Annotated in this window: 19 protein-coding genes and 1 pseudogene; 8 read left to right on the top strand and 12 right to left on the bottom strand. The window is 40.2% G+C overall.

What is annotated here, in order from left to right; translation table 11 throughout:
* The first annotated feature begins 24 nt into the window (after nucleotides 1–24).
* On the top strand, nucleotides 25–1488 hold the full coding sequence (gene msr(D) / locus RRU92_RS02770) for an ABC-F type ribosomal protection protein Msr(D) (RefSeq protein ID WP_000420313.1): 1464 nt from the start codon (nucleotides 25–27) through the stop codon (nucleotides 1486–1488).
* Between the two features lie 117 nt (nucleotides 1489–1605).
* On the opposite strand, the gene RRU92_RS02765 is transcribed toward msr(D), so the two are convergent.
* The 7 genes and pseudogenes from RRU92_RS02765 to mutL form a co-directional block, all read right to left on the bottom strand.
* The gene (locus RRU92_RS02765; RefSeq protein WP_001072467.1) at nucleotides 1606–1905 is read right to left on the bottom strand and encodes a DUF5960 family protein; all 300 of its coding nucleotides are present in this window, start codon (nucleotides 1903–1905) and stop codon (nucleotides 1606–1608) included.
* Entirely contained in the window at nucleotides 1892–2260 is a 369-nt protein-coding gene (locus RRU92_RS02760) for a hypothetical protein (protein WP_000567222.1), read from the bottom strand. Before RRU92_RS02760 ends, RRU92_RS02765 begins: the two co-directional genes overlap by 14 nt.
* A gap of 12 nt (nucleotides 2261–2272) precedes the next feature.
* Nucleotides 2273–2608 carry a hypothetical protein gene (locus tag RRU92_RS02755; RefSeq protein WP_000806926.1) on the bottom strand — a complete coding sequence of 112 codons (336 nt, stop codon included), beginning with the start codon at nucleotides 2606–2608 and terminating at the stop codon, nucleotides 2273–2275.
* Nucleotides 2605–2850 carry a hypothetical protein gene (locus tag RRU92_RS02750; protein WP_001813542.1) on the bottom strand — a complete coding sequence of 82 codons (246 nt, stop codon included), beginning with the start codon at nucleotides 2848–2850 and terminating at the stop codon, nucleotides 2605–2607. The genes RRU92_RS02755 and RRU92_RS02750 overlap by 4 nt, the downstream gene beginning before the upstream one ends.
* A 187-nt stretch (nucleotides 2851–3037) precedes the next feature.
* Nucleotides 3038–3223, bottom strand: a pseudogene (locus RRU92_RS02745) (DNA-3-methyladenine glycosylase I); the annotation flags it as partial.
* A gap of 9 nt (nucleotides 3224–3232) precedes the next feature.
* Entirely contained in the window at nucleotides 3233–3826 is a 594-nt protein-coding gene (gene ruvA, locus RRU92_RS02740) for a Holliday junction branch migration protein RuvA (RefSeq protein ID WP_049549155.1), read from the bottom strand.
* A gap of 119 nt (nucleotides 3827–3945) precedes the next feature.
* On the bottom strand, nucleotides 3946–5895 hold the full coding sequence (mutL, locus tag RRU92_RS02735; protein ID WP_315640317.1) for a DNA mismatch repair endonuclease MutL: 1950 nt from the start codon (nucleotides 5893–5895) through the stop codon (nucleotides 3946–3948).
* 333 nt (nucleotides 5896–6228) lie between these two features.
* Here mutL and tyrS point away from each other — a divergent pair, with 333 nt between their 5' ends.
* Nucleotides 6229–7485, top strand: a complete 1257-nt coding sequence (gene tyrS / locus RRU92_RS02730) for a tyrosine--tRNA ligase (protein ID WP_315640316.1) — start codon at nucleotides 6229–6231, stop codon at nucleotides 7483–7485.
* Between the two features lie 78 nt (nucleotides 7486–7563).
* On the opposite strand, the gene RRU92_RS02725 is transcribed toward tyrS, so the two are convergent.
* Nucleotides 7564–9624, bottom strand: coding sequence for a heavy metal translocating P-type ATPase (locus RRU92_RS02725; protein ID WP_315640315.1), 2061 nt, complete (start codon nucleotides 9622–9624; stop codon nucleotides 7564–7566).
* A gap of 1 nt (nucleotide 9625) precedes the next feature.
* A complete protein-coding gene (locus RRU92_RS02720) occupies nucleotides 9626–9904 on the bottom strand; it encodes a DUF6110 family protein (protein WP_000910910.1) in 279 nt (92 codons plus the stop codon).
* Between the two features lie 151 nt (nucleotides 9905–10055).
* On the opposite strand from RRU92_RS02720, the gene RRU92_RS02715 reads away from it, so the two are divergent.
* Entirely contained in the window at nucleotides 10056–10904 is an 849-nt protein-coding gene (locus RRU92_RS02715) for a putative RNA methyltransferase (RefSeq protein ID WP_315640314.1), read from the top strand.
* Between the two features lie 107 nt (nucleotides 10905–11011).
* On the opposite strand, the gene RRU92_RS02710 is transcribed toward RRU92_RS02715, so the two are convergent.
* The 3 genes from RRU92_RS02710 to malQ all read right to left on the bottom strand — a co-directional run bounded on the left by RRU92_RS02710 (nucleotide 11012) and on the right by malQ (nucleotide 15402).
* The gene (locus RRU92_RS02710) at nucleotides 11012–11218 is read right to left on the bottom strand and encodes a hypothetical protein (RefSeq protein ID WP_315640313.1); all 207 of its coding nucleotides are present in this window, start codon (nucleotides 11216–11218) and stop codon (nucleotides 11012–11014) included.
* Between the two features lie 385 nt (nucleotides 11219–11603).
* The gene (gene glgP, locus RRU92_RS02705) at nucleotides 11604–13862 is read right to left on the bottom strand and encodes a glycogen/starch/alpha-glucan family phosphorylase (protein ID WP_315640312.1); all 2259 of its coding nucleotides are present in this window, start codon (nucleotides 13860–13862) and stop codon (nucleotides 11604–11606) included.
* Between the two features lie 22 nt (nucleotides 13863–13884).
* Nucleotides 13885–15402 (bottom strand): 4-alpha-glucanotransferase, encoded by a 1518-nt coding sequence (gene malQ, locus RRU92_RS02700; protein ID WP_315640311.1) that lies wholly within the window; start codon nucleotides 15400–15402, stop codon nucleotides 13885–13887.
* A gap of 421 nt (nucleotides 15403–15823) precedes the next feature.
* Between malQ and RRU92_RS02695 the strand changes: the two genes are divergently transcribed.
* The 5 genes from RRU92_RS02695 to RRU92_RS02675 all read left to right on the top strand — a co-directional run bounded on the left by RRU92_RS02695 (nucleotide 15824) and on the right by RRU92_RS02675 (nucleotide 21324).
* Nucleotides 15824–17092, top strand: a complete 1269-nt coding sequence (locus RRU92_RS02695) for an extracellular solute-binding protein (RefSeq protein ID WP_153224582.1) — start codon at nucleotides 15824–15826, stop codon at nucleotides 17090–17092.
* A gap of 96 nt (nucleotides 17093–17188) precedes the next feature.
* Entirely contained in the window at nucleotides 17189–18478 is a 1290-nt protein-coding gene (locus RRU92_RS02690) for a carbohydrate ABC transporter permease (protein WP_315640308.1), read from the top strand.
* Between the two features lies 1 nt (nucleotide 18479).
* Complete coding sequence (locus RRU92_RS02685) at nucleotides 18480–19322, top strand: sugar ABC transporter permease (protein WP_315640306.1); 843 nt, start codon at nucleotides 18480–18482, stop codon at nucleotides 19320–19322.
* 205 nt (nucleotides 19323–19527) lie between these two features.
* Nucleotides 19528–20328, top strand: coding sequence for a DUF1189 family protein (locus RRU92_RS02680; RefSeq protein ID WP_315640304.1), 801 nt, complete (start codon nucleotides 19528–19530; stop codon nucleotides 20326–20328).
* Between the two features lie 9 nt (nucleotides 20329–20337).
* Complete coding sequence (locus RRU92_RS02675) at nucleotides 20338–21324, top strand: LacI family DNA-binding transcriptional regulator (RefSeq protein ID WP_311522485.1); 987 nt, start codon at nucleotides 20338–20340, stop codon at nucleotides 21322–21324.
* Nucleotides 21325–21432: the final 108 nt, after the last annotated feature.

Genomic DNA, 21432 nt, shown 5'->3' with positions numbered 1-21432 from the left:
CGATTATAGACAGGAGGAAATGTTATGGAATTAATATTAAAAGCAAAAGACATTCGTGTGGAATTCAAAGGACGCGATGTTTTAGATATAAATGAATTAGAAGTATATGATTATGACCGTATTGGTTTAGTAGGAGCAAATGGTGCTGGAAAAAGCACTTTACTCAGGGTACTTTTAGGAGAATTAACTCCCCCAGGATGTAAAATGAATCGTCTGGGTGAACTTGCCTATATTCCCCAGTTGGACGAAGTAACTCTGCAGGAGGAAAAAGATTTTGCACTTGTAGGCAAGCTAGGTGTTGAGCAATTAAATATACAGACTATGAGCGGTGGTGAAGAAACAAGGCTTAAAATAGCACAGGCCTTATCGGCACAGGTTCATGGTATTTTAGCGGATGAACCTACGAGCCATTTAGACCGTGAAGGAATTGATTTTCTAATAGGACAGCTAAAATATTTTACAGGTGCACTGTTAGTTATTAGCCATGACCGCTATTTTCTTGATGAAATAGTAGATAAAATATGGGAACTGAAAGATGGCAAAATCACTGAGTATTGGGGAAACTATTCTGATTATCTTCGTCAGAAAGAGGAAGAACGTAAGAGCCAAGCTGCAGAATACGAACAATTTATTGCGGAACGTGCCCGATTGGAAAGGGCTGCGGAGGAAAAGCGAAAACAGGCTCGTAAAATAGAACAGAAGGCAAAAGGTTCTTCAAAGAAAAAAAGTACTGAAGACGGAGGGCGTTTAGCTCATCAAAAATCAATAGGAAGTAAGGAAAAAAAGATGTATAATGCTGCTAAAACCCTAGAGCACAGGATTGCGGCCTTAGGAAAAGTAGAAGCTCCGGAAGGCATTCGCAGAATTCGTTTCAGGCAAAGTAAAGCATTGGAGCTCCATAATCCATACCCTATAGTCGGTGCAGAAATTAATAAAGTATTTGGGGATAAGGCTCTGTTTGAAAATGCATCTTTTCAAATTCCGTTAGGAGCAAAAGTGGCGTTAACTGGTGGTAATGGAATCGGAAAAACAACTTTAATCCAAATGATCTTAAACCATGAAGAAGGAATTTCTATTTCGCCTAAGGCAAAAATAGGTTACTTTGCACAGAATGGTTACAAGTACAACAGTAATCAGAATGTTATGGAGTTTATGCAGAAGGATTGTGACTACAATATATCAGAAATTCGTTCAGTGCTAGCATCTATGGGGTTCAAACAGAACGATATTGGAAAAAGTTTATCTGTTTTAAGCGGTGGAGAAATTATAAAATTGTTGCTTGCTAAAATGCTCATGGGTAGATATAACATCCTAATAATGGATGAACCCAGTAACTTCCTTGACATACCAAGTTTAGAGGCTTTGGAAATACTAATGAAGGAGTACACCGGAACTATCGTGTTTATCACCCACGATAAACGATTACTCGAAAATGTAGCAGATGTAGTTTATGAAATTAGAGATAAGAAAATAAATCTGAAACATTAAATTTAAGGTAGTCGCTGGTCAGTATAGTCTGTTCTGGTTGGCGACTCCATTGTTAAAGAGTATAAAGACTTTAGATTTTATGAATATTAAAAATAGGAACAGTCAATTGAACTGCTCCTATTTTTCTGCTAAATATATTGTAGTTTTCTTATATGTATAATGATAGATTAGCGGATTCTCATCTACGGTACTTACTTCAAATATGAAGAAGTGATCGCGGTTATCTCTGGACTTTTCCTTATTGAGGACAAAGTAATTCTTACGTGAAGTCGCCATTGTTTTTAGGATATCATCAGTTAGGAAGGTCAATGGAATATTCATGTTAGAGTAGCGGTAGAAGTCACGTTCAAAATCTTGGTAGCTCTCGCTATAATAGTCCATTTGTAGGTGATTACGCTGAAACTCAAGCTGATTCATAGAGCACCTCCTCGACAAGTTCAATACTAATAATGTCTTTTAATTTCAAATTGATGTGACCTGTTGTAGTTTTTATCAAAATGAAATCTTTGGTCAGACTTGGTATTGTTCCAGTGTAGGAAACACGCTTGTTTTTTTCAATCACTTGAATGCGTGTGCGTAGCTGCCCGGCGTATACTTGACTGAGGAGTAATAATTTCTTCTCTAGTGATAAGTCAGACATGTACGTTACTTTGTTTGTATCATCAGAGAGTGCTGATGCATGTTCAGATAGGAAAAAGCCCATCCATTTTTGCATCTTTGTATCCTGGTACTCTCTTGCTGATTGAAATGGTAAATATGAACGGTCAATCATATCAAATCCTTTCTATGCAGAGGCAAGGGTATTTTTATCAAATTGAATCGTAAAACCTTGAATTCCCCCACCTGTGTAACATTCTTTAAAGCGATTGATTACCTCAGTATAGATTATCACAGATGAGCTTGTTGGCTTAATGCTAAATGTAAATTCCAATGGTAATCGGTTTTCAGATTTAGCATGTACTAGTCGTATCGATATTTCAGTTGTTTTGAGTTTTCTCTGACGAAGTTTTGAAGTTGCTGTTTCAACGATTCCATGTAAAAATCTTTCAAGCATTTCAATATCATTACATCCTTTGCTACGGATTTCTGAAAATTGTACTGTATTTTTTTCTTGTTTCATTTTAATCCCTCCAATCCACCCGCGGAATGACCACCGATAAGTTTACTGCGTTCAATATTTCTGGAACCTTCAGTTAGGACGGTTCCTTTTTGTATGGCTAAAAAACCAAACTGTTCTCTGACAACATCAATAGCTGTCTGAAGTCTATTATCTTTTTCAATTTGTTCTACATCATCAAAGAGTGATAGTAGAGTATAGCTTTCATCTACGAAGCCACTATAAGATACACCAATTTGTCTCACTGCACCAGAGGTGTATTTTTTCGGAATAATACAAGTACATGACTCACCATTGTTTTGGGGAGATTTGCGGGTTCAATTTTATTCTGAGCATTTATAGATTTTTTCATCTCAGTCCTAGAATAGCCAATATGAATAGAAACGACAGTAGTCAATACTAGGGCTACTGTTCCGTTCCACAGTATCATTTAAAAATCATTTTCACACCCTTTCGTCTATTAGTATAGAAGAAAGCTCTCAGCACAGCCTGATAGGTCTCCATGCAGAGCAACTCAAAAAGAGCCTGGTCATCATGAAGGGGCTGGCCCCACTCTTCATCGTGGTAGGCTACATATAGAGGGTTGTTCATTTTAACCCAGCCACAACGTTTTGGCATAGAAATCTCCTATTTCACCAACATCTTGAGGGCAGACTTGATATAGTTCTCAGCTGTATCTGTCGTTCCTTCAAAGAATTTCTTGATTTTCTTAAGCTCAGTTGCCTTGTAGCCCAGTGCCAACATAGCTTCCATAGCTTCTTCCAATTCTTGGTTTTCAGCGCTGGTTTGTACTGGCACCTTAGCAGGAAGGGCATCTCCTGCAACTACTACCTTGCCTTCCAAGTCCAGCACCATCTGCTGGGCTGTTTTCTTACCGATTTTAGGGAATTTAGTCAAGTAGGTGATGTTCTTAGTCTCAATAGCTTGAACGAGGCCTGCATTGTCATCAGCTGCGATGATGGCAAGAGCGGAAACAGGACCAATGCCTGACACAGAGATCAAGCTGAGAAAGAGTTTCTTCTCATCTTCTGAACGAAAACCGTAAAGTAGATGAGCATCTTCGCGAACGACTTGATGCACATAGATTTGTGCTTCTTGATTGACTTGTCCTGAGTAGGCATAGGGGTTAGCTACGTGTAGGATATAGCCGATTCCGTTTGCTTCTAGAACGATGTATTTAGCAGTAATTTTGGTAATGATACCCTTTAGATATTCGTACATAGTTTTCCCTTCAATTTATACTTAATGAAAATCAAATCTAAACTAGGAAGCTAACCGTAGGCATAACTTGAGTTAGGGAAGGTAAGGCTGACGCAGTTTAGAGAGATTTTCGAAGAGTATTAGTATTTTCCTAGCTCTCTGAGGCTAGTATGATTTTCCTGAATGCGACGGAACATCTTTTCCATGTCCGACTTGGTAAAGTGAACCAAAACAGGACGTCCGTGTGGACAGTTATAGGGGTTATCACATTGAGAGAGCTGATAGAGGAGTTGTCTAGCCGAGTGGGCATCAATACGATGGTTGGCCTTGATGGACCGCTTGCAGGACATCATAATGGCTAGCTCTGCTCGGTATTTCTTGATTGAAACTTCCTTGGTCAAAAGGAGCATGTCACACATCTCATAGATACCAGACTCGATTTCCTCCTCTGCCATCCAAATGGGATGTTCGCGTAGGATAAATTGATTCTCCCCGTACTCTGCTAGAAAGACACCAACTTCCTCTAAAAGTGGCATTCTTTCCTTGAGACGAAGGGCATCATCCGCAGGAAATTCAAAGATATAGGGAACTAGGAGTTGCTGCTGGCTCTGGTCAACATTGCCAATACTTTCGCGATACTCCTCATACTTAACCCGCTCCTGGGCTGCGTGTTGGTCTATGATGTAAAGCCCATCTCTACCTTGGGCAAAGAGATAAGTCCCGTGCATTTGCCCAAAAAATTCCAACTCTGGGAAGCTTGACGTTTCTTCTCGCTCTAGCTTGTCATAAGCCTTATCCAAACTAGCCATATCTAACTCAGGATGATCCAGTTGGTCGTAGCTGATAGGCTTTCTCTCTGCAAAATGCAGTTTAGCAGGCTTGGTCAGCTGGTCCAAGGTTTCCTTGGCAAACAAGGTCAAATCCTGTCTTTCTTCCGTCAGATTCACCTGATGGTCTGCCACCTCAGCTTGAGGCGGTCTTGTCAGCTCCGTTTGCTCGTAGTAGAGATTATTTTCTTTAAGTGGGAGAATGGTTTGCTCTACCTTTTCACGATTGCGAACAGTAGATTTTGCCAGATTTTCCAAGGCATCTGGAATCAAGGTCTGTTCCTTGAGACTCTTTGCAATAGCTTCTGAAACCAGCGCCATTAGTTCTCTTTCCTTGGAAATCCGTACCTCTTGCTTGGTTGGATGCACATTGACATCTGCTAGATAAGGATCGATATGGATGTGAATAACAGCTAGCGGAAAACGCCCCACCATGAGCTTGCTACCGTAACCATCTAAAATGGCACGATTGAGTAGGAAGTTTTTGATATAACGGCCATTGATAAAAAGACTGATATAGTTGCGATTAGCCCTCGTCAATTCCGGCAATGAGACAAAGCCTGAAATTTCAAAGTCTAGGTCAGAATTCTCAATCTCAACCATCTTTTTAGCACTGGCTAAACCATAAATTCCAGCAATGGCTTGACGCAGTTGACCCGTACCAGCTGTTCGTGTCATTTCCTTGCCATCGCTAATCAGGCTAAAAGAAATCTCCGGATGGGCTAGCCCCAGACGATTGACAATATCAATGATGTGAGACAACTCCGCCTGCTGACTCTTCATATACTTGAGACGAGCTGGTGTGTTGAAAAATAGATCTTCCACACAAACCTTAGTCCCCACAGGACTGGTCGCTGGAATGATTTCCTCAACTTCTCCCCCACGAGCCACTAGCTTGGTCCCGTGACTTGTACCATCCACCGCTGTTAAAAGAGTCAAAACACTGACAGAAGCAATAGAAGGCAGAGCTTCACCACGAAAACCGAGGGTCCGAATCCGAAAGAGATCTGCCTGATTTTTTATCTTACTAGTGGCATGACGACGGAGGGCTAACTCGACCTCATCGTGGGCAATCCCGTGACCATTATCTGTGATTTGGATTTTCTTAAGACCAGCTTCTTCAATCTCAACGATAATCTGGCTTGAGCCAGCATCGATGGCGTTTTCAACTAGCTCCTTGACTACACTAGCAGGGCGTTCGATAACTTCTCCTGCCGCGATTTGATTGGCCAAGACTTCTGGCAATTCAATAATATGAGACATTTTTCAGCCCCTTTCTTAACTATTTTTATCTATTTCTCTGAAAACAATACTCTTCAAAAATCTCTTCAAACCACGTCAGTCTCGTCTTGCCGTATATGTGTTACTGACTTCGTCAGTTCTATCCACAACCTCAAAACGGTGGTTTGAGCAACCTTCGGCTAGCTTCCTAGTTTGCTCTTTGATTTTCATTGAGTATAAGCTAGTGCTATTATACCATATTTCACTCGTTTCCAAAAAAGTCCGAGTAGCAACTTTCTTCCCGATTTTACTAGGTTATTTGCCAAGTTTGTGGTAAAATAGGTAGAAACAATATTTTAAAAGGAGAAAAGACACATGCACATTTTTGATGAGCTAAAAGAGCGTGGTTTGATTTTTCAAACGACTGATGAAGAAGCTTTGCGTAAAGCCCTAGAAGAAGGTCAAGTTTCTTATTATACTGGCTACGATCCAACTGCTGACAGCCTTCACCTAGGTCACCTTGTCGCAATCTTGACAAGTCGTCGTTTGCAGTTAGCAGGTCACAAACCATATGCGCTCGTTGGCGGTGCTACAGGTCTCATCGGAGATCCGTCCTTCAAAGATGCTGAACGTAGTCTCCAAACAAAAGACACAGTAGATGGCTGGGTCAAGTCTATCCAAGGACAACTTTCTCGCTTTCTCGACTTTGAAAATGGTGAAAATAAAGCTGTCATGGTCAACAACTACGACTGGTTTGGCAGCATCAGCTTCATTGACTTCCTCCGTGATATCGGAAAATACTTCACTGTCAACTACATGATGAGCAAGGAGTCTGTGAAGAAACGGATTGAAACAGGGATTTCTTACACTGAGTTTGCCTACCAAATCATGCAAGGTTACGACTTCTTTGTCCTCAACCAAGAACACAATGTAACCCTTCAAATCGGTGGTTCTGACCAATGGGGAAACATGACAGCTGGCACTGAGTTGCTTCGTCGTAAGGCTGACAAGACTGGTCACGTAATTACTGTCCCACTCATCACAGACGCAACCGGTAAGAAATTTGGTAAATCAGAAGGGAATGCTGTTTGGCTCAACCCTGAAAAGACTTCTCCATACGAAATGTACCAATTCTGGATGAACGTCATGGATGCTGACGCTGTTCGCTTCTTGAAGATTTTTACTTTCTTGTCATTAGACGAGATTGAAGACATCCGTAAACAATTCGAAGCAGCACCACACGAACGCTTGGCTCAAAAAGTCCTCGCTCGTGAAGTCGTGACTCTTGTCCACGGAGAAGAAGCCTACAAAGAAGCCCTTAACATCACTGAACAACTCTTTGCAGGAAATATCAAAAACCTTTCTGTCAAAGAACTCAAACAAGGACTTCGTGGCGTGCCAAACTACCAAGTACAAGCAGACGAAAATCACAACATTGTTGAACTTCTCGTATCTTCTGGCGTGGTTAACTCAAAACGCCAAGCCCGTGAAGATGTTCAAAACGGTGCTATCTACGTCAACGGCGACCGTATCCAAGACCTTGACTATGTCTTAGGAGATGCAGATAAGTTAGAGAACGAACTCACTGTTATCCGCCGTGGGAAGAAGAAATACTTTGTATTGACTTACTAAATTGTTCAACATTTACCTATAAACAAAGGAGTTACCCTCGAGAAAGGTAACTCCTTTTTGCTGTGAATAGTCCCCCACCTATCCCTTAATAGACAGGCTACGCAGTACAATGCGTAAGGTTGTTAGATTATGTAAGATAGAGAGATTTGAAGGACTGAGCCAATTAAACAAGCCAAAGCCAATCAAACTACTATTTACGACAACGGTATCTTGAATATTCTTCTTGATGAGTGTTTGCAAAGATGATGATAGCGAATCCAACTCTTGAAAGAAATCCAAGCGATTATCTAACAATAAGATATCACTCATCTGCTTAGAAATATCTGCACTCTCATTCATCACCACACCGATATCTGATAGGGTTAGAGCCGCTGAGTCATTCAATCCATCTCCAACCATCAAAATAGTGTGACCTGCTTTCTGCAGTTCCTCTACTAACTCAAATTTCCCATCAGGTTTCAAGTCTGTATAGACATGATCAAAGGGCAAATCTTTGACTAATTCCTCTGTTCTAACCAAGGTATCCCCTGTTGCCAGAATCAATTTTTTCCCTTGTGCCTTAAGTTTCTCCAAGGCTGCTTTTGCTTCTTTTCTCAAAGGAGTATGAATACAGAACATTCCAATCAATTCATTCTGGTAGGCTAAGAATAAGAGATTGTAGTGACTCTTGTACTCTTCAATTAAAGCATTTTGTTCTGAACTGATATGAATCTGCTCATCCTGCATCAAGACATAATTCCCAATAAGAACTGGTTGGCCATCTATATGAGATTTGATCCCCTTACTTGCGATATATTGGAGTTTCCCATGCATTTCCTCATGTTCAATTCCCTCTATCTCAGCTTGCTTGACGATAGCATTAGCAATAGGATGATAAATGTGTTCCTCAAGACAGGCACTGATTCTGAGAATATCTTCCTCACTATAGTCCCCAAAAGGTAACACCTTTTCAACTATAGGATAACTAGTTGTGATTGTTCCCGTCTTATCAAACAAGAAAGTATCAACTTCCAGGTATTTCTCCAGAACATCTCCATCCTTAATCACCATTTCACGATTCAACCCCTCCTTGATAGCTGTCAAATAAGCTACAGGAGTAGAGATTTTCAAAGCGCAGGAGAAATCGACCAATAGGAAAGAAATAGCCTTAGAAAAAGAACCTGTCAATAGGTAAGTCAGCCCAGCCCCCAAGAAATTATATTTGACGACCTTATCCGCCATCTTGATGAAATAGCGTTGTTTCGTTTTCTTGTTTTCTTCAGATTTCTTCATCAACTCAATCAGTTGTAAAATCCGGCTGTTCATCTGATTATCGGTTACACGAATGCGTAACTCTCCAGTTTCTAATACTGTATTTGCACAAACTAAATCAGACTCTCTTTTTTCAACTGGAAAACTCTCTCCCGTCAAGGAACTTTCGTTGACCATACCTAAACCTGAAACTACTTGTCCATCAAACAGAATTTCATTTCCTTGAGATAGGACCAAGACATCTCCTATTTGAACATCGGAACTCTTGATACTAACAACCGTATCGCCCTGTACTAAGAATACATCGCTCTCTTTTGCAAGAAGGCTTTGTTCTAAATCTGTTGCAGTTTTTTTCAAGGACCACTGATCTAAATGATTCCCCAAATCAAGCATAAACATGATATTGCTAGCTGTCTTGGATTGGTTCATAAACAAGGACAATAAAATCGCCGAACAGTCCAAGACCTCCATCGTTAGTTCCTTACGCGCTAGTGTTTGATAGGCTTCTCTGATATAACCCAAAGCCTGATAACAAGTCCATATATAGCGAATAGGATACGGCACAAAACTACGAAAAAGTATACGCTTAATCGCTGCACCTGAAACAATAGAATAAGCACTCTCTTCTCTACGAATGGGAAGAGTCATCAACTCAGAAACTTTCCCTTTATCAATTCTTTTTAAAAAGGCTTCTGCATTATCTAATACAGAAAAGCCTTCTTTTATACGTAGAGTAAAGTGCTGTTGATCCATGTAAAACTGGATAGACTCAATCCCCTTTTCATCTCTCGCCAAGGAACGAAGATAGTCTTGAATATCCAAGGTGAGTGAAAAAGAAGATGATAGTCGGATATGTTGGTATCCTCTATGTAGCACTTTAAAAGACATATTATTCTCCTATAAGGCTATCTAATTGCTCTTCTTTTTTCTCTTGCTCGTACAAATATTTGGCATCTTGCAAGACATCGTCTCCATGTTGTTTCACAACAGAAACAGATGCATCTAGCCCGTCTTTCAACTTGTAAGCCTTAGCCAAAGCTTTAGAATAACCTTTTTTAGCTTCCTTACTTGCTAAGATTTTCAAGCCAAGGGTACCAAATGCGACACCACCCAAAAAGAGTGATGATTTTTTCGCAACTTTTGCAACGGTTAATACTTCTTTTAACATACTTATTTCCTCCTTATCATTATTATATAGAAATTTCGATATAAAAGCAATTTTATTCTATAAATTGGAGGATTAGTTTTATTTCTACTGAATCTCCCATCTACTTATTCCTAAAGTTGCTTTCATTTGCCTCTTTTGATACACTTAAACTATGAATACAAATCTCAAACCCAAACTTCAACGTTTTGCATCTGCTAGTTCCTTTGCCTGTCCTATCTGTCAAGAAAACCTGACCTTGGCAGAGTCTAGTCTCAAGTGCAGCAATCGACATTCTTTTGACCTTGCAAAATTCGGCTATGTCAACCTGGCTCCTCAAATCAAGCAATCTGCCAACTATGACAAGGAAAATTTCCAAAATCGCCAGCAAATCCTAGAAGCTGGATTTTATCAGGCTATTTTAGAAGGTATCTCCGACTTACTAGCGACTAAACCATCCGCCAAAATAGTCTTGGATATCGGTTGTGGCGAAGGCTTCTACTCTCGTAAACTCCAAGAAGTGCACCCTGAAAAAACCTTTTATGCCTTTGACATTTCAAAAGACTCGGTCCAAATCGCCGCCAAGAGTGAACCCAACTGGGCAGTCAATTGGTTTGTTGGTGACTTAGCTCGCCTTCCTATAAAAGACGCCAGCATGGATATCCTACTTGATATTTTCTCACCTGCCAACTACGGAGAATTCCGACGAGTCTTATCAAAGGACGGCATCTTAATCAAGGTCATTCCTACTGAAAACCACCTCAAGGAAATCCGTCAAAGGGTACAGGACCAGCTGACAAAGAAGGATTATTCTAATCAAGATATTAAGGAACACTTCCAAGAACACTTCAGCATCCAATCTAGTCAGATTGCTTCCCTGACCAAGTCTATCACCGTAGAGCAACGCCAAGCCTTGCTCAGCATGACGCCCCTGCTTTTTCATGTCGACCAGAGCAAGATTGATTGGAGCCAGTTAACTGAGATTACTATCGAAGCAGAGATTCTAGTCGGAAAAGCCCTGTAAACTAGTTTATAAGATAAAACCAAGCCCGCACCTCTTCTTGAGATGCGGGTTTAAAACACGATTTTTCACTGTCTTTCCGAAAAGTATAAAAATTATGACCTCTCCATTTATTTTCGATTTGAAATGACAAATTTATCAATAAATAGCAAGTGATATAAGGCAAGTGATGCTCCATAACAGCATCCATGAAAAGAGATTTCTTGATGAGTCAGTGGAAAGGAAGTGCTATTGCCCATATAAAGGCATGACCAAATTACTAAAAGAATCCAAAATAAATCAGTCCATTTATATTTTGAAAAATATTTTTTCCACATAAGAACACCTTCTTTCTTTACTATAATACTATTATAATACTGTTTGTAAACGAATACAAGAAATTTGAGGTAACAGTTAAGAAGAACCTGAGGTTTAAAGGTAATACAACCAGCCTTCTTAGTGTTCTCTAGGTCTGATTTTTAAGTCTAGAAATTATTGACAAATTATTTTTTCTTTTGAGACCAGTCAACCTCAAATCCACAACATTCAAAAAAAGCGAATTTCAATTGAAACTCGCTTTTTTGCTAGATAGTGTAATAACTATTAAATTTCATATCTTATACTCAATGAAAATCAAAGAGCAAACTAGGAAACTAGCCGCAGGCTGTACTTGAGTACGGCAAGGCGACGTTGACGCGGTTTGAATTTGATTTTCGAAGAGTATTAGTTCAAGTGCCAGATATCTTCGTTGTACTGAGCGATTGTACGGTCAGATGAGAAGAATCCTGCTTTAGAAATGTTAACGATGACTTTATCCAACCATGCATCACGGTCTTCGTAGTCAGCAAGCATTTGCTCTTTCACTTTGATGTAGTCTTCCAAGTCAAGAAGAGTCATGAACCAGTCTTTGTTGATTAATTCGTTATAAAGACGTTCCAAACGTTCAATCTTACCAACTGCAAGAACAGCGTCGCTCACGATAAAGTCAACCAATGGTTTGATCGCTTTACGAGCGTAGAATTCGCTTGATTTGTAAGCTGATTTTGCGTAAAGGTCGATAACAGTTTCTGAATCTTCACCAAAGATGTAGATGTTTTCGTCTCCAACCAACTCAGCGATTTCCACGTTAGCCCCGTCCATAGTACCAAGAGTCAAAGCTCCGTTCAACATGAATTTCATGTTACCAGTACCTGAAGCTTCTTTAGAAGCAAGTGAGATTTGTTCAGAGATATCACACGCTGGAATTAAGAAGCTTGCTGCAGTAACGTTGTAGTTTTCAACCATTACCACTTGCAAGTGTGGAGCTACTGCTGGATCGTTGGCAATGACTTCTGACAAGCAAAGGATCAAGTGGATGATGTCTTGAGCGATAGTGTAGGCAGGAGCTGCTTTACCACCAAAGAATACTGTGATTGGACGAGCAGGGATGTTACCAGCCTTGATGTCCAAGTATTTGTGGATGACATACAAAGCGTTCATTTGTTGACGTTTGTACTCGTGAAGACGTTTGATTTGGATATCAAAGATAGAGTTTGTATTGATTTCCACACCTTGGTGCTCTTTCAAGTGACGAGCCAATTTACGTTTGTTGTGAGCCTTGATGCTTTCCAATTTTTCTTTGACAGCTGCTTTGTCTTCATAAGACAAAAGTTTTTCAAGCTCATCTGCTTCATGGTGCCAACCTTCTCCAAGAATCTCATCCAAGTAGTGAGACAATCTTGGGTTAGCATGCATGAGCCAACGACGGAAAGTAATACCGTTTGTTTTGTTGTTGAATTTTTCTGGGTAAAGGTCGTAGAAGGCTTTCAACTCAGAATTTTTCAAAATTTCAGTATGAAGTGCCGCTACCCCGTTAACACTGTATCCGTAGTGGATATCCATGTGAGCCATGTGAACACGTCCGCTCTCATCGATAATTTGAACAGCTGGATCTTTGTATTCTGCTTTCACGCGACGGTCCAATTCTTTGATGATTGGTACCAAGTGAGGAACCACTTCTTCCAAGAATTCAAGAGGCCATTTTTCAAGGGCTTCAGCAAGGATTGTGTGGTTTGTGTAAGCAGTCATGCTACGAACGATTGAGATTGCTTCGTCAAGCTCGATACCACGTGCTGTCAACAGACGGATCAATTCAGGGATAACCATTGATGGGTGAGTGTCGTTGATTTGGACAACTGCATAGTCAGCAAGGTCATGCAAGTTGCTTCCTTTTTCGATTGCTTCGTCGATGATCAATTGCGCACCGTTTGAAACCATGAAGTATTGTTGGAAGATACGGAGCAATTCACCTTGACGGTCACTATCATCTGGGTAAAGGAAAAGAGTCAAGTTGCGAGCGATGTCTGTCTTGTCAAAGTTGATGCCATCTTTGATGATTGAAGAATCAACTGAATCCAAGTCAAACAAACGCAAACGATTTTTAGTAGCTGTTTTGTATCCAGGTACATCGATATCGTAAAGAGTAGATGTCAATGTAAAGTGTGCAAATGGCACTTGGTAGCTACGGCTTGAACGAACCAACCAGTTTTGGTCAGTCAACCAAGCGTTAGGAATCGTTTCTTGTTGGTTGTTTTTAAGCACTTGTTGGAAAAGACCAAAGTGGTAGTTCAAACCAACACCGTCACCATTCAAACCAAGTGTAGCGATGGAGTCGATAAAGCAGGCTGCCAAACGTCCCAAACCACCGTTACCAAGTGATGGTTCCAATTCTACTTCTTCAATTTCGATCAACTCTTTACCTGCGTCAGCAAGTTCTTTCTTAACTTCGTCATAAAGACCAAGGTTAATCAAGTTGTTTGACAAGAGTTTACCAATCAAGAACTCAGCTGAGATGTAGTAAACTTTTTTCTTACCAGTGTTCACTGGTTTTTGGCTGCTAGCAAGTTTGCTGTAGTTAAGAAGAGCAAGGTAAAGCTCTTCGTTACTACATTCTGCGATAGATTTATTGTAACGATTTTGTACAAATTCTTTTAATGGTAACATTTTTGTGTCTCCTGATAATGTCTTATTTCTTTAATTCTACCAAATTTTCATTGATACGGCGATAAATTGTAGTCAAGTCAAGCAAAGTTTCTTCGACAGCTGGAGTCAATTGATCCTCTGTCATACGCCATGACCAGTTTCCGCCAAGAGTAGATGGGAAGTTCATACGAGCTGAACCATCCAACTCTAGCAAATCTTGCATAGTAGCAATCGTCATGAAACTTACTGATGCGAAAGCTGTACGAAGCATAGCATGCACCACTGTTTCGTACTCTTTACGGTTTGTGTAACGAGCCATGTACTCACGAGTTGGATCATCAATCTCATCACGATACCAACCAAGAACAGTGTTGTTATCGTGTGTTCCTGTATACATAACTGAGTTGGCTGGTGCCAAGTGTGGACTGTCGATACTTTCGTGCTCTGGGTTGAAGGCAAATTGAAGGACTTTCATTCCTGGGAATCCAGTGCGCTCACGAAGCTCGATGACTTCATCAGTCATAAATCCAAGGTCCTCTGCGATGATGTTCAAGTCACCAAGTTCTTCTTTAACAGCTGCAAAGAGTTTGTAGTCAGGCCCTTTCACCCATTTACCAGGTGCTGCTGTTTCAGAACCAGCTGGAATTTCCCAATAAGACTCAAATCCACGGAAGTGGTCGATACGCACGATGTCGTAAATCTTAAAGCTTTCACGCAAGCGTTCAATCCACCATTTATAACCATCGCGATCCATTGCTTCCCAGTCATAGATTGGGTTACCCCAAAGCTGACCAGTCTCAGAAAACTCATCTGGTGGGCATCCTGCGATGCAAGTTGCTTTCCCGTTTTCATCTGTTTTAAAGAGGTGTGGATTTGCCCACATATCGCTTGAATCTTCAGCAACATAAATTGGCATATCCCCCACAATTTCGATGTGGTTTTCGTTAGCGTATGCTTTCAATTTCAACCATTGTTGGAAGAAGAGATATTGGGTTACTCGGTGGAAAACAAGTTTGTCTGCCAATTGTTCACGGTAGCTTTCAAGAGCAGAAGCTTTACGCACACGAATATCTGCATCTGGCCACTCTGTCCAAGCGAGATTATCAAAATGCTCTTTGATAGCCATATAATCTGCAAAAAGTTCAAGCCATGATTGGTTCTCTTGAGCAAATTTTTCAAAATCTTGGACATCTCCAACTTCCAAGAAACGTTTTACCGCTTTTTCTAAAAGAGGACGACGTGCATAGTAGATTTTAGCATAGTCAACTTCAGACGCATCGCTACCAAAGTCAACTCCTTCAAGATCACTTGCTTCCAACAAACCTTGTTCCACCAAGATATCCAAATCGATGAAATGAGTGTTTCCCGCAAAGGCTGAGAAAGATTGGTAAGGAGAGTCTCCGTAACTAGTTGTTCCTAGTGGAAGGATTTGCCAGTAACGTTGTTTTGTGCGAACCAAGAAATCAACGAAGTCGTAAGCACTTTTACCAAATGATCCGATTCCGTATGCTCCTGGAAGAGAAGAAATGTGCATCAACACACCACTTTGACGTTTTTTCATAATAAGCACCTCATATGTTTATAGTTAGATATTACATTTTTACAAACGCAAACGTTTGCGCTAACTAAAGTATAACCCATTTCTAAAATAAATGCAAGCGTTTCAACAAAATCTTTTTCAAATTATTTGTCTTTATAGCTTTGCTATAAAACTATATTCTTATTTTTTTCACATCTACAAAAACATCTACAAATTATGCAATCGTTTTCCTTCAATTATTTTTGAATTGAAATTTATATGATTTCACCTTTTTCTTCCTATTATATAACCAAATTTAGGAATTATTCAGTTACATGCTTTTTAAAAATTTTTTCAAAAAACGCTTGCAACCGTTTTCTGTTTGTGCTATACTAAGTTCATAAGAGAAAACGTTTGCGTTTCCTCGGAATCAAAATTTGTTATTCTTTAGGAGGAATACATTATGTCAACTAAATTCATGAAGAGCGCAGCTGTACTTGGTACTGCTACTCTTGCTAGCTTACTTTTGGTAGCTTGCGGAAGTAAAACTTCTGACAAAGCTGCTGACTCTTCTGCATCAGGAAGTCAAGAAATCACTTTCTACGTTGAAGATCAATATAAAGCTTTTGCAGAATCAGCTGCCAAAGCTTACGAAAAAGAAGCTGGTGTAAAAGTTACTATTAAAACAGGTGACCAATTAGGTGGACTTGACAATCTTTCACTTGATAACCAATCAGGTAAAGCTGCTGACGTCATGATGGCACCATACGACCGCGTAGGTAGCCTTGGTACTGACGGACAACTTTCAGAAGTAACTTTGAGTGACGGTGCTAAAACAGACGATACTACTAAATCTCTTGTAACTGTTGGTGGTAAAGTTTATGGGGCTCCAGCCGTTATCGAGTCACTTGTTATGTACTATAACAAAGACTTAGTGAAAGAAGCTCCTAAAACATTTGCTGACTTGGAAGAACTTGCTAAAGATAGCAAATATGCCTTCGCTGGTGAAGACGGAAAAACTACTGCTTTCCTAGCTGACTGGACTAACTTCTACTACGCATATGGACTTCTTGCTGGTAATGGTGCCTACGTGTTTGGACAAAACGGTAAAGACCCTAAAGATATTGGTCTTGCTAACGATGGTGCTATTGCAGGTATCAACTATGCTAAAACTTGGTATGACAAATGGCCTAAAGGTATGCAAGATACTGAAGGTGCTGGAAACTTGATCCAAACTCAATTCCAAGAAGGTAAAACAGCTGCTATCATTGATGGACCTTGGAAAGCTCAAGCATTCAAAGATGCTAAAGTAAACTACGGTGTTGCAACTATCCCAACTCTTCCAAACGGTAAAAACTACGCAGCCTTTGGTGGTGGTAAAGCTTGGATCATCCCATCAAGCACTAAGAACCTTGAAGGAGCTCAAAAATTCGTAGACTTCCTTGTTTCAACTGACCAACAAAAAGCATTCTACGATGCAACAAACGAAATCCCAGCTAACACTGAAGCTCGTACTTACGCTGAAGGTAAAAATGATGAGTTGACTACTGCTGTTATCAAACAGTTCCAAAATGCTCAACCAATGCCAAACATCTCTCAAATGTCAACAGTTTGGGACCCAGCTAAAACAATGCTCTTTGACGCTGTAAGCGGTAAGAAAGATGCTAAAACAGCTGCAAATGATGCTGTAACATTGATCAAAGAAACAATCCAACAAAAATTTGGTAACTAATTGATTGATTCAAGGGGGATTTAAAACTTATCCCCCTTGATTTTTAGATATTAACAGAACTCAGCTTGACGTTCACATCTTATGAAAGGAGCACTCATGGAACAACAACCAAGAAAAGCAGCCTTGCTTTCATTGATTCCTGGGTTGGGGCAAATCTATAACAAACAAAAAGCCAAAGGTTTTATCTTCCTTGCTGTAACATTAGCTTTTGTCCTCTATTTTATAGTACTTGCAGCACCTGAATTGAGCAACTTAATCACGCTTGGTGAAAAACCTGGCCGTGACAACTCTCTCTTCATGTTGATTCGTGGTGCATTCCACTCTATTTTTGTAATTGTTTATCTAGCCTTTTATATTCTCAATATTAAAGACGCTCACACTATTGCAAAACGTATCAATAATGGCATCCCTGTCCCATTGACACTTAAGGATATGATTAAAGGTATCTATGAAAATGGATTCCCTTACTTGCTTATCATTCCATCTTACGTTGCCATGACATTTGCAATCATCTTCCCGGTTATTGTAACCTTGATGATTGCCTTTACTAACTACGATTTCCAACATTTACCACCAAATAAATTGTTGGATTGGGTTGGATTGACTAACTTTACAAATATATGGAGCTTGAGTACCTTCCGTTCAGCCTTCGGTTCTGTTCTTTCTTGGACTATTATCTGGGCTTTATCTGCATCGACTTTGCAAATCGTACTCGGTATCTTTACAGCTATTATTGCTAACCAACCATTCATCAAGGGGAAACGTATCTTTGGTGTCATCTTCCTTCTACCTTGGGCAGTTCCAGCCTTTATCACTATCTTGACATTCTCAAACATGTTCAACGATAGTGTTGGTGCTATCAATACTCAAGTAATCCCTCTCTTTGCTAAGGTTCTTCCATTCCTCGATGGAGCACTCATTCCTTGGAAAACAGACCCTACTTGGACTAAGGTTGCCTTGATTATGATGCAAGGTTGGCTTGGATTCCCTTATATCTATGTCCTAACTCTCGGTATTCTACAGTCTATTCCAAACGACTTGTATGAAGCAGCTTATATCGACGGTGCAAACGCTTGGCAAAAATTCCGCAGCATCACTTTCCCAATGATTTTGGCTGTTGCAGCGCCTACTTTAATCAGCCAATACACCTTCAACTTCAACAACTTCTCTATCATGTACCTCTTCAATGGCGGTGGTCCTGGTAGTGTCGGTGGTGGAGCTGGTTCAACCGATATCTTGATCTCATGGATTTACCGTTTGACAACAGGTACAGCTCCCCAATACTCTATGGCAGCTGCCGTTACCTTGATTATTTCAATCATTGTCATCTCTATTTCTATGATTGCCTTCAAGAAACTACACGCATTTGATATGGAGGACGTCTAAGATGAATAACTCAATTAAACTCAAACGTAGACTGACTCAAACCCTTACTTACCTCTACTTAATTGGCCTATCAATCGTGATTATCTATCCACTTTTGATTACCATCATGTCAGCCTTTAAAGCAGGTAACGTCTCAGCCTTTAAACTAGATACTAACATCGACCTCAATTTTGATAACTTTAAAGGCCTCTTCACTGAAACCTTGTACGGTACTTGGTACCTCAACACTTTGATTATCGCCTTGATTACCATGGCTGTTCAAACAAGTATTATCGTACTTGCTGGTTATGCTTATAGCCGTTACAATTTCTTGGCTCGTAAGCAAAGTTTGGTCTTCTTCTTGATTATCCAAATGGTGCCTACAATGGCTGCTTTGACTGCCTTCTTCGTTATGGCCCTCATGTTGAACGCCCTTAACCATAGCTGGTTCCTCATCTTCCTTTATGTTGGTGGAGGTATTCCGATGAATGCTTGGCTCATGAAAGGTTACTTTGACACCGTGCCAATGTCTCTTGATGAATCTGCAAAACTTGATGGTGCAGGACACTTCCGCCGCTTCTGGCAAATCGTTCTCCCTCTTGTTCGCCCAATGGTGGCGGTACAAGCACTCTGGGCCTTCATGGGACCTTTCGGAGACTACATCCTCTCTAGTTTCTTGCTTCGTGAGAAAGAATACTTTACAGTTGCCGTTGGTCTACAAACCTTCGTTAGCAATGCGAAGAACTTGAAGATTGCCTACTTCTCAGCAGGTGCTATCCTCATCGCTCTTCCAATCTGTACACTTTTCTTCTTCTTGCAAAAGAACTTCGTTTCAGGACTTACAAGCGGTGGCGACAAGGGGTAATATACCCCCGCCACCCTTTTTCATTTTGAAACTTGTCCTTACTTAGATAATCTGATGAGAAATAAAAGTTTAAGGTAATGCTTCTTGTTTATGAACAATTTAAAGCAAAAGCCTACTTTCAACCAGCATTGTACCTGACCCACTTGAAATTAAACACATTTCTCTATATAATACTCATATAGAAAAATGCCTTAGAAAGAGAATTATGTTGCCATATCCATTTTCTTATTTTAATAGTATCTGGGGATTCCGTAAGCCCCTATCTCAACGTTTTGGTCTCAACTGGTTCCAACTGATTTTTACCAGTATCTTCTTGATTAGCTTGTCGATGATCCCTATTGCTATCCAAAACAGTTCTCAGGAAACTTATCCTTTAGAAACTTTCATCGATGATGTCTACACTCCTTTGACGGATAGTGTGGTTCAGGATTTGGCTGCCAATGCAAAGATTGTAGATGGTAAGTTGAGCTATGCAGGTTCATCTCCTCATCAAGCTTCTATCCAAATCGGAGACCCTTCTAGTTCAAACTTCCCTGAGGAATTACTTCTGAACTTTGAACCTGAGAAACTCATCATCAGTAAGCAAGGAAAAGAATTGACCAGCATTCGCTATCACGCGATAACGACTGAGAGCTTCCAAAGCAAGGAAAGCTTAACACAAGCCATTTCTAAAGACTGGTATCAACAGAATCGCGCCTATATTAGTCTCTTTCTTGTGCTAGGTTCTAGCTTCCTCTTTGGACTTAATTTTTTTATTGTTGCTTTAGGTGCTAGCCTCTTGCTCTACTTCACGAAAAAATCGCGTCTCTTTTCATTTAAAAGCTACAAAGAGTGCTATCATTTCATTTTGAACTGTTTAGGATTACCAACCTTACTTGCTATGATTCTAGGTCTCCTAGGCCAAAATATGGCCACTTTAATTACTGTTCAAAATATTTTATTTGTTCTATACCTGGTCACTATCTTTTACAAAACGCATTTCCGTGATCCAGACTACCATAAGTAGGAGATTATTATGCCTGTTACGATTAAAGACGTGGCCAAGGCTGCTGGTGTTTCACCTTCAACCGTAACCCGTGTTATTCAAAATAAATCAACCATTAGCGATGAAACAAAAAAACGCGTTCGCAAGGCTATGAAGGAGCTCAATTACCACCCCAACCTCAACGCTCGTAGCTTGGTAAGCAGTTATACCCAAGTTATTGGCTTGGTGCTTCCTGACGACTCAGATGCCTTCTATCAAAATCCTTTCTTCCCATCTGTCCTCCGTGGTATCGCCCAAGTCGCCTCTGAAAACCACTACGCCATTCAGATTGCGACAGGTAAAGATGCCAAAGAGCGTCTTAAAGCTATTTCTCAGATGGTCTATGGTAAGCGTGTAGACGGTTTGATTTTCCTCTATGCCCAAGAAGAGGACCCTTTGGTTAAGTTAGTAGTAGACGAGCAATTTCCTTTCCTTATCTTAGGTAAATCTCTATCTCCCTTCATTCCACTTGTCGATAATGACAATGTCCAAGCTGGTTTTGATGCGACAGAGTATTTCATCAAAAAAGGATGCAAGCGAATTGCCTTTATCGGAGGTACTAAGCGACTCTTCGTAACACTAGACCGTCTGACAGGTTACGAGCTAGCTCTAAAACAACACCAACTTCCTCTCGATACTAATCTGACTTACTTTGCTACTGAATTTCTTGAAGATAATGGTTATCGCTTTAGTAGACTTCTCTTCAAACACAATCCAAATATTGACGCTATTATTACCATTGATAGTCTCCTTGCTGCAGGGGTCTGTGATTACATCGCAAAACACCAACTGGATGTCCCTGTCCTCAGCTTCGACTCAGTCAATCCCAAGCTCAACTTGGCGGCCTATGTCGATATCAATAGTTTGGAGCTTGGTCGTGTTTCCTTTGAAACTATTCTCCAGATCATCAATGATGCTAAAAACAACAAACAAATTTGTTACCGCCAGTTGATTGCCCACAAAATCGTTGAAAAATAAAAAAGCCCAACTCTGACAATATGTTCAAGAGTTGGTTTTTTCGTTCTATTCATTGTTATAAATAACTATTAGTAAACTAGAGCAAGGTATCACTAATGGAATTTGAAG

It is taken from the genome of Streptococcus sp. DTU_2020_1001019_1_SI_AUS_MUR_006 (genome assembly GCF_032340315.1).
Classification (GTDB): Bacteria; Bacillota; Bacilli; order Lactobacillales; family Streptococcaceae; genus Streptococcus.
The sequence above is the reverse complement of the archived record's forward strand: the minus strand, read 5'-3'. Positions and strand labels throughout refer to the sequence as shown.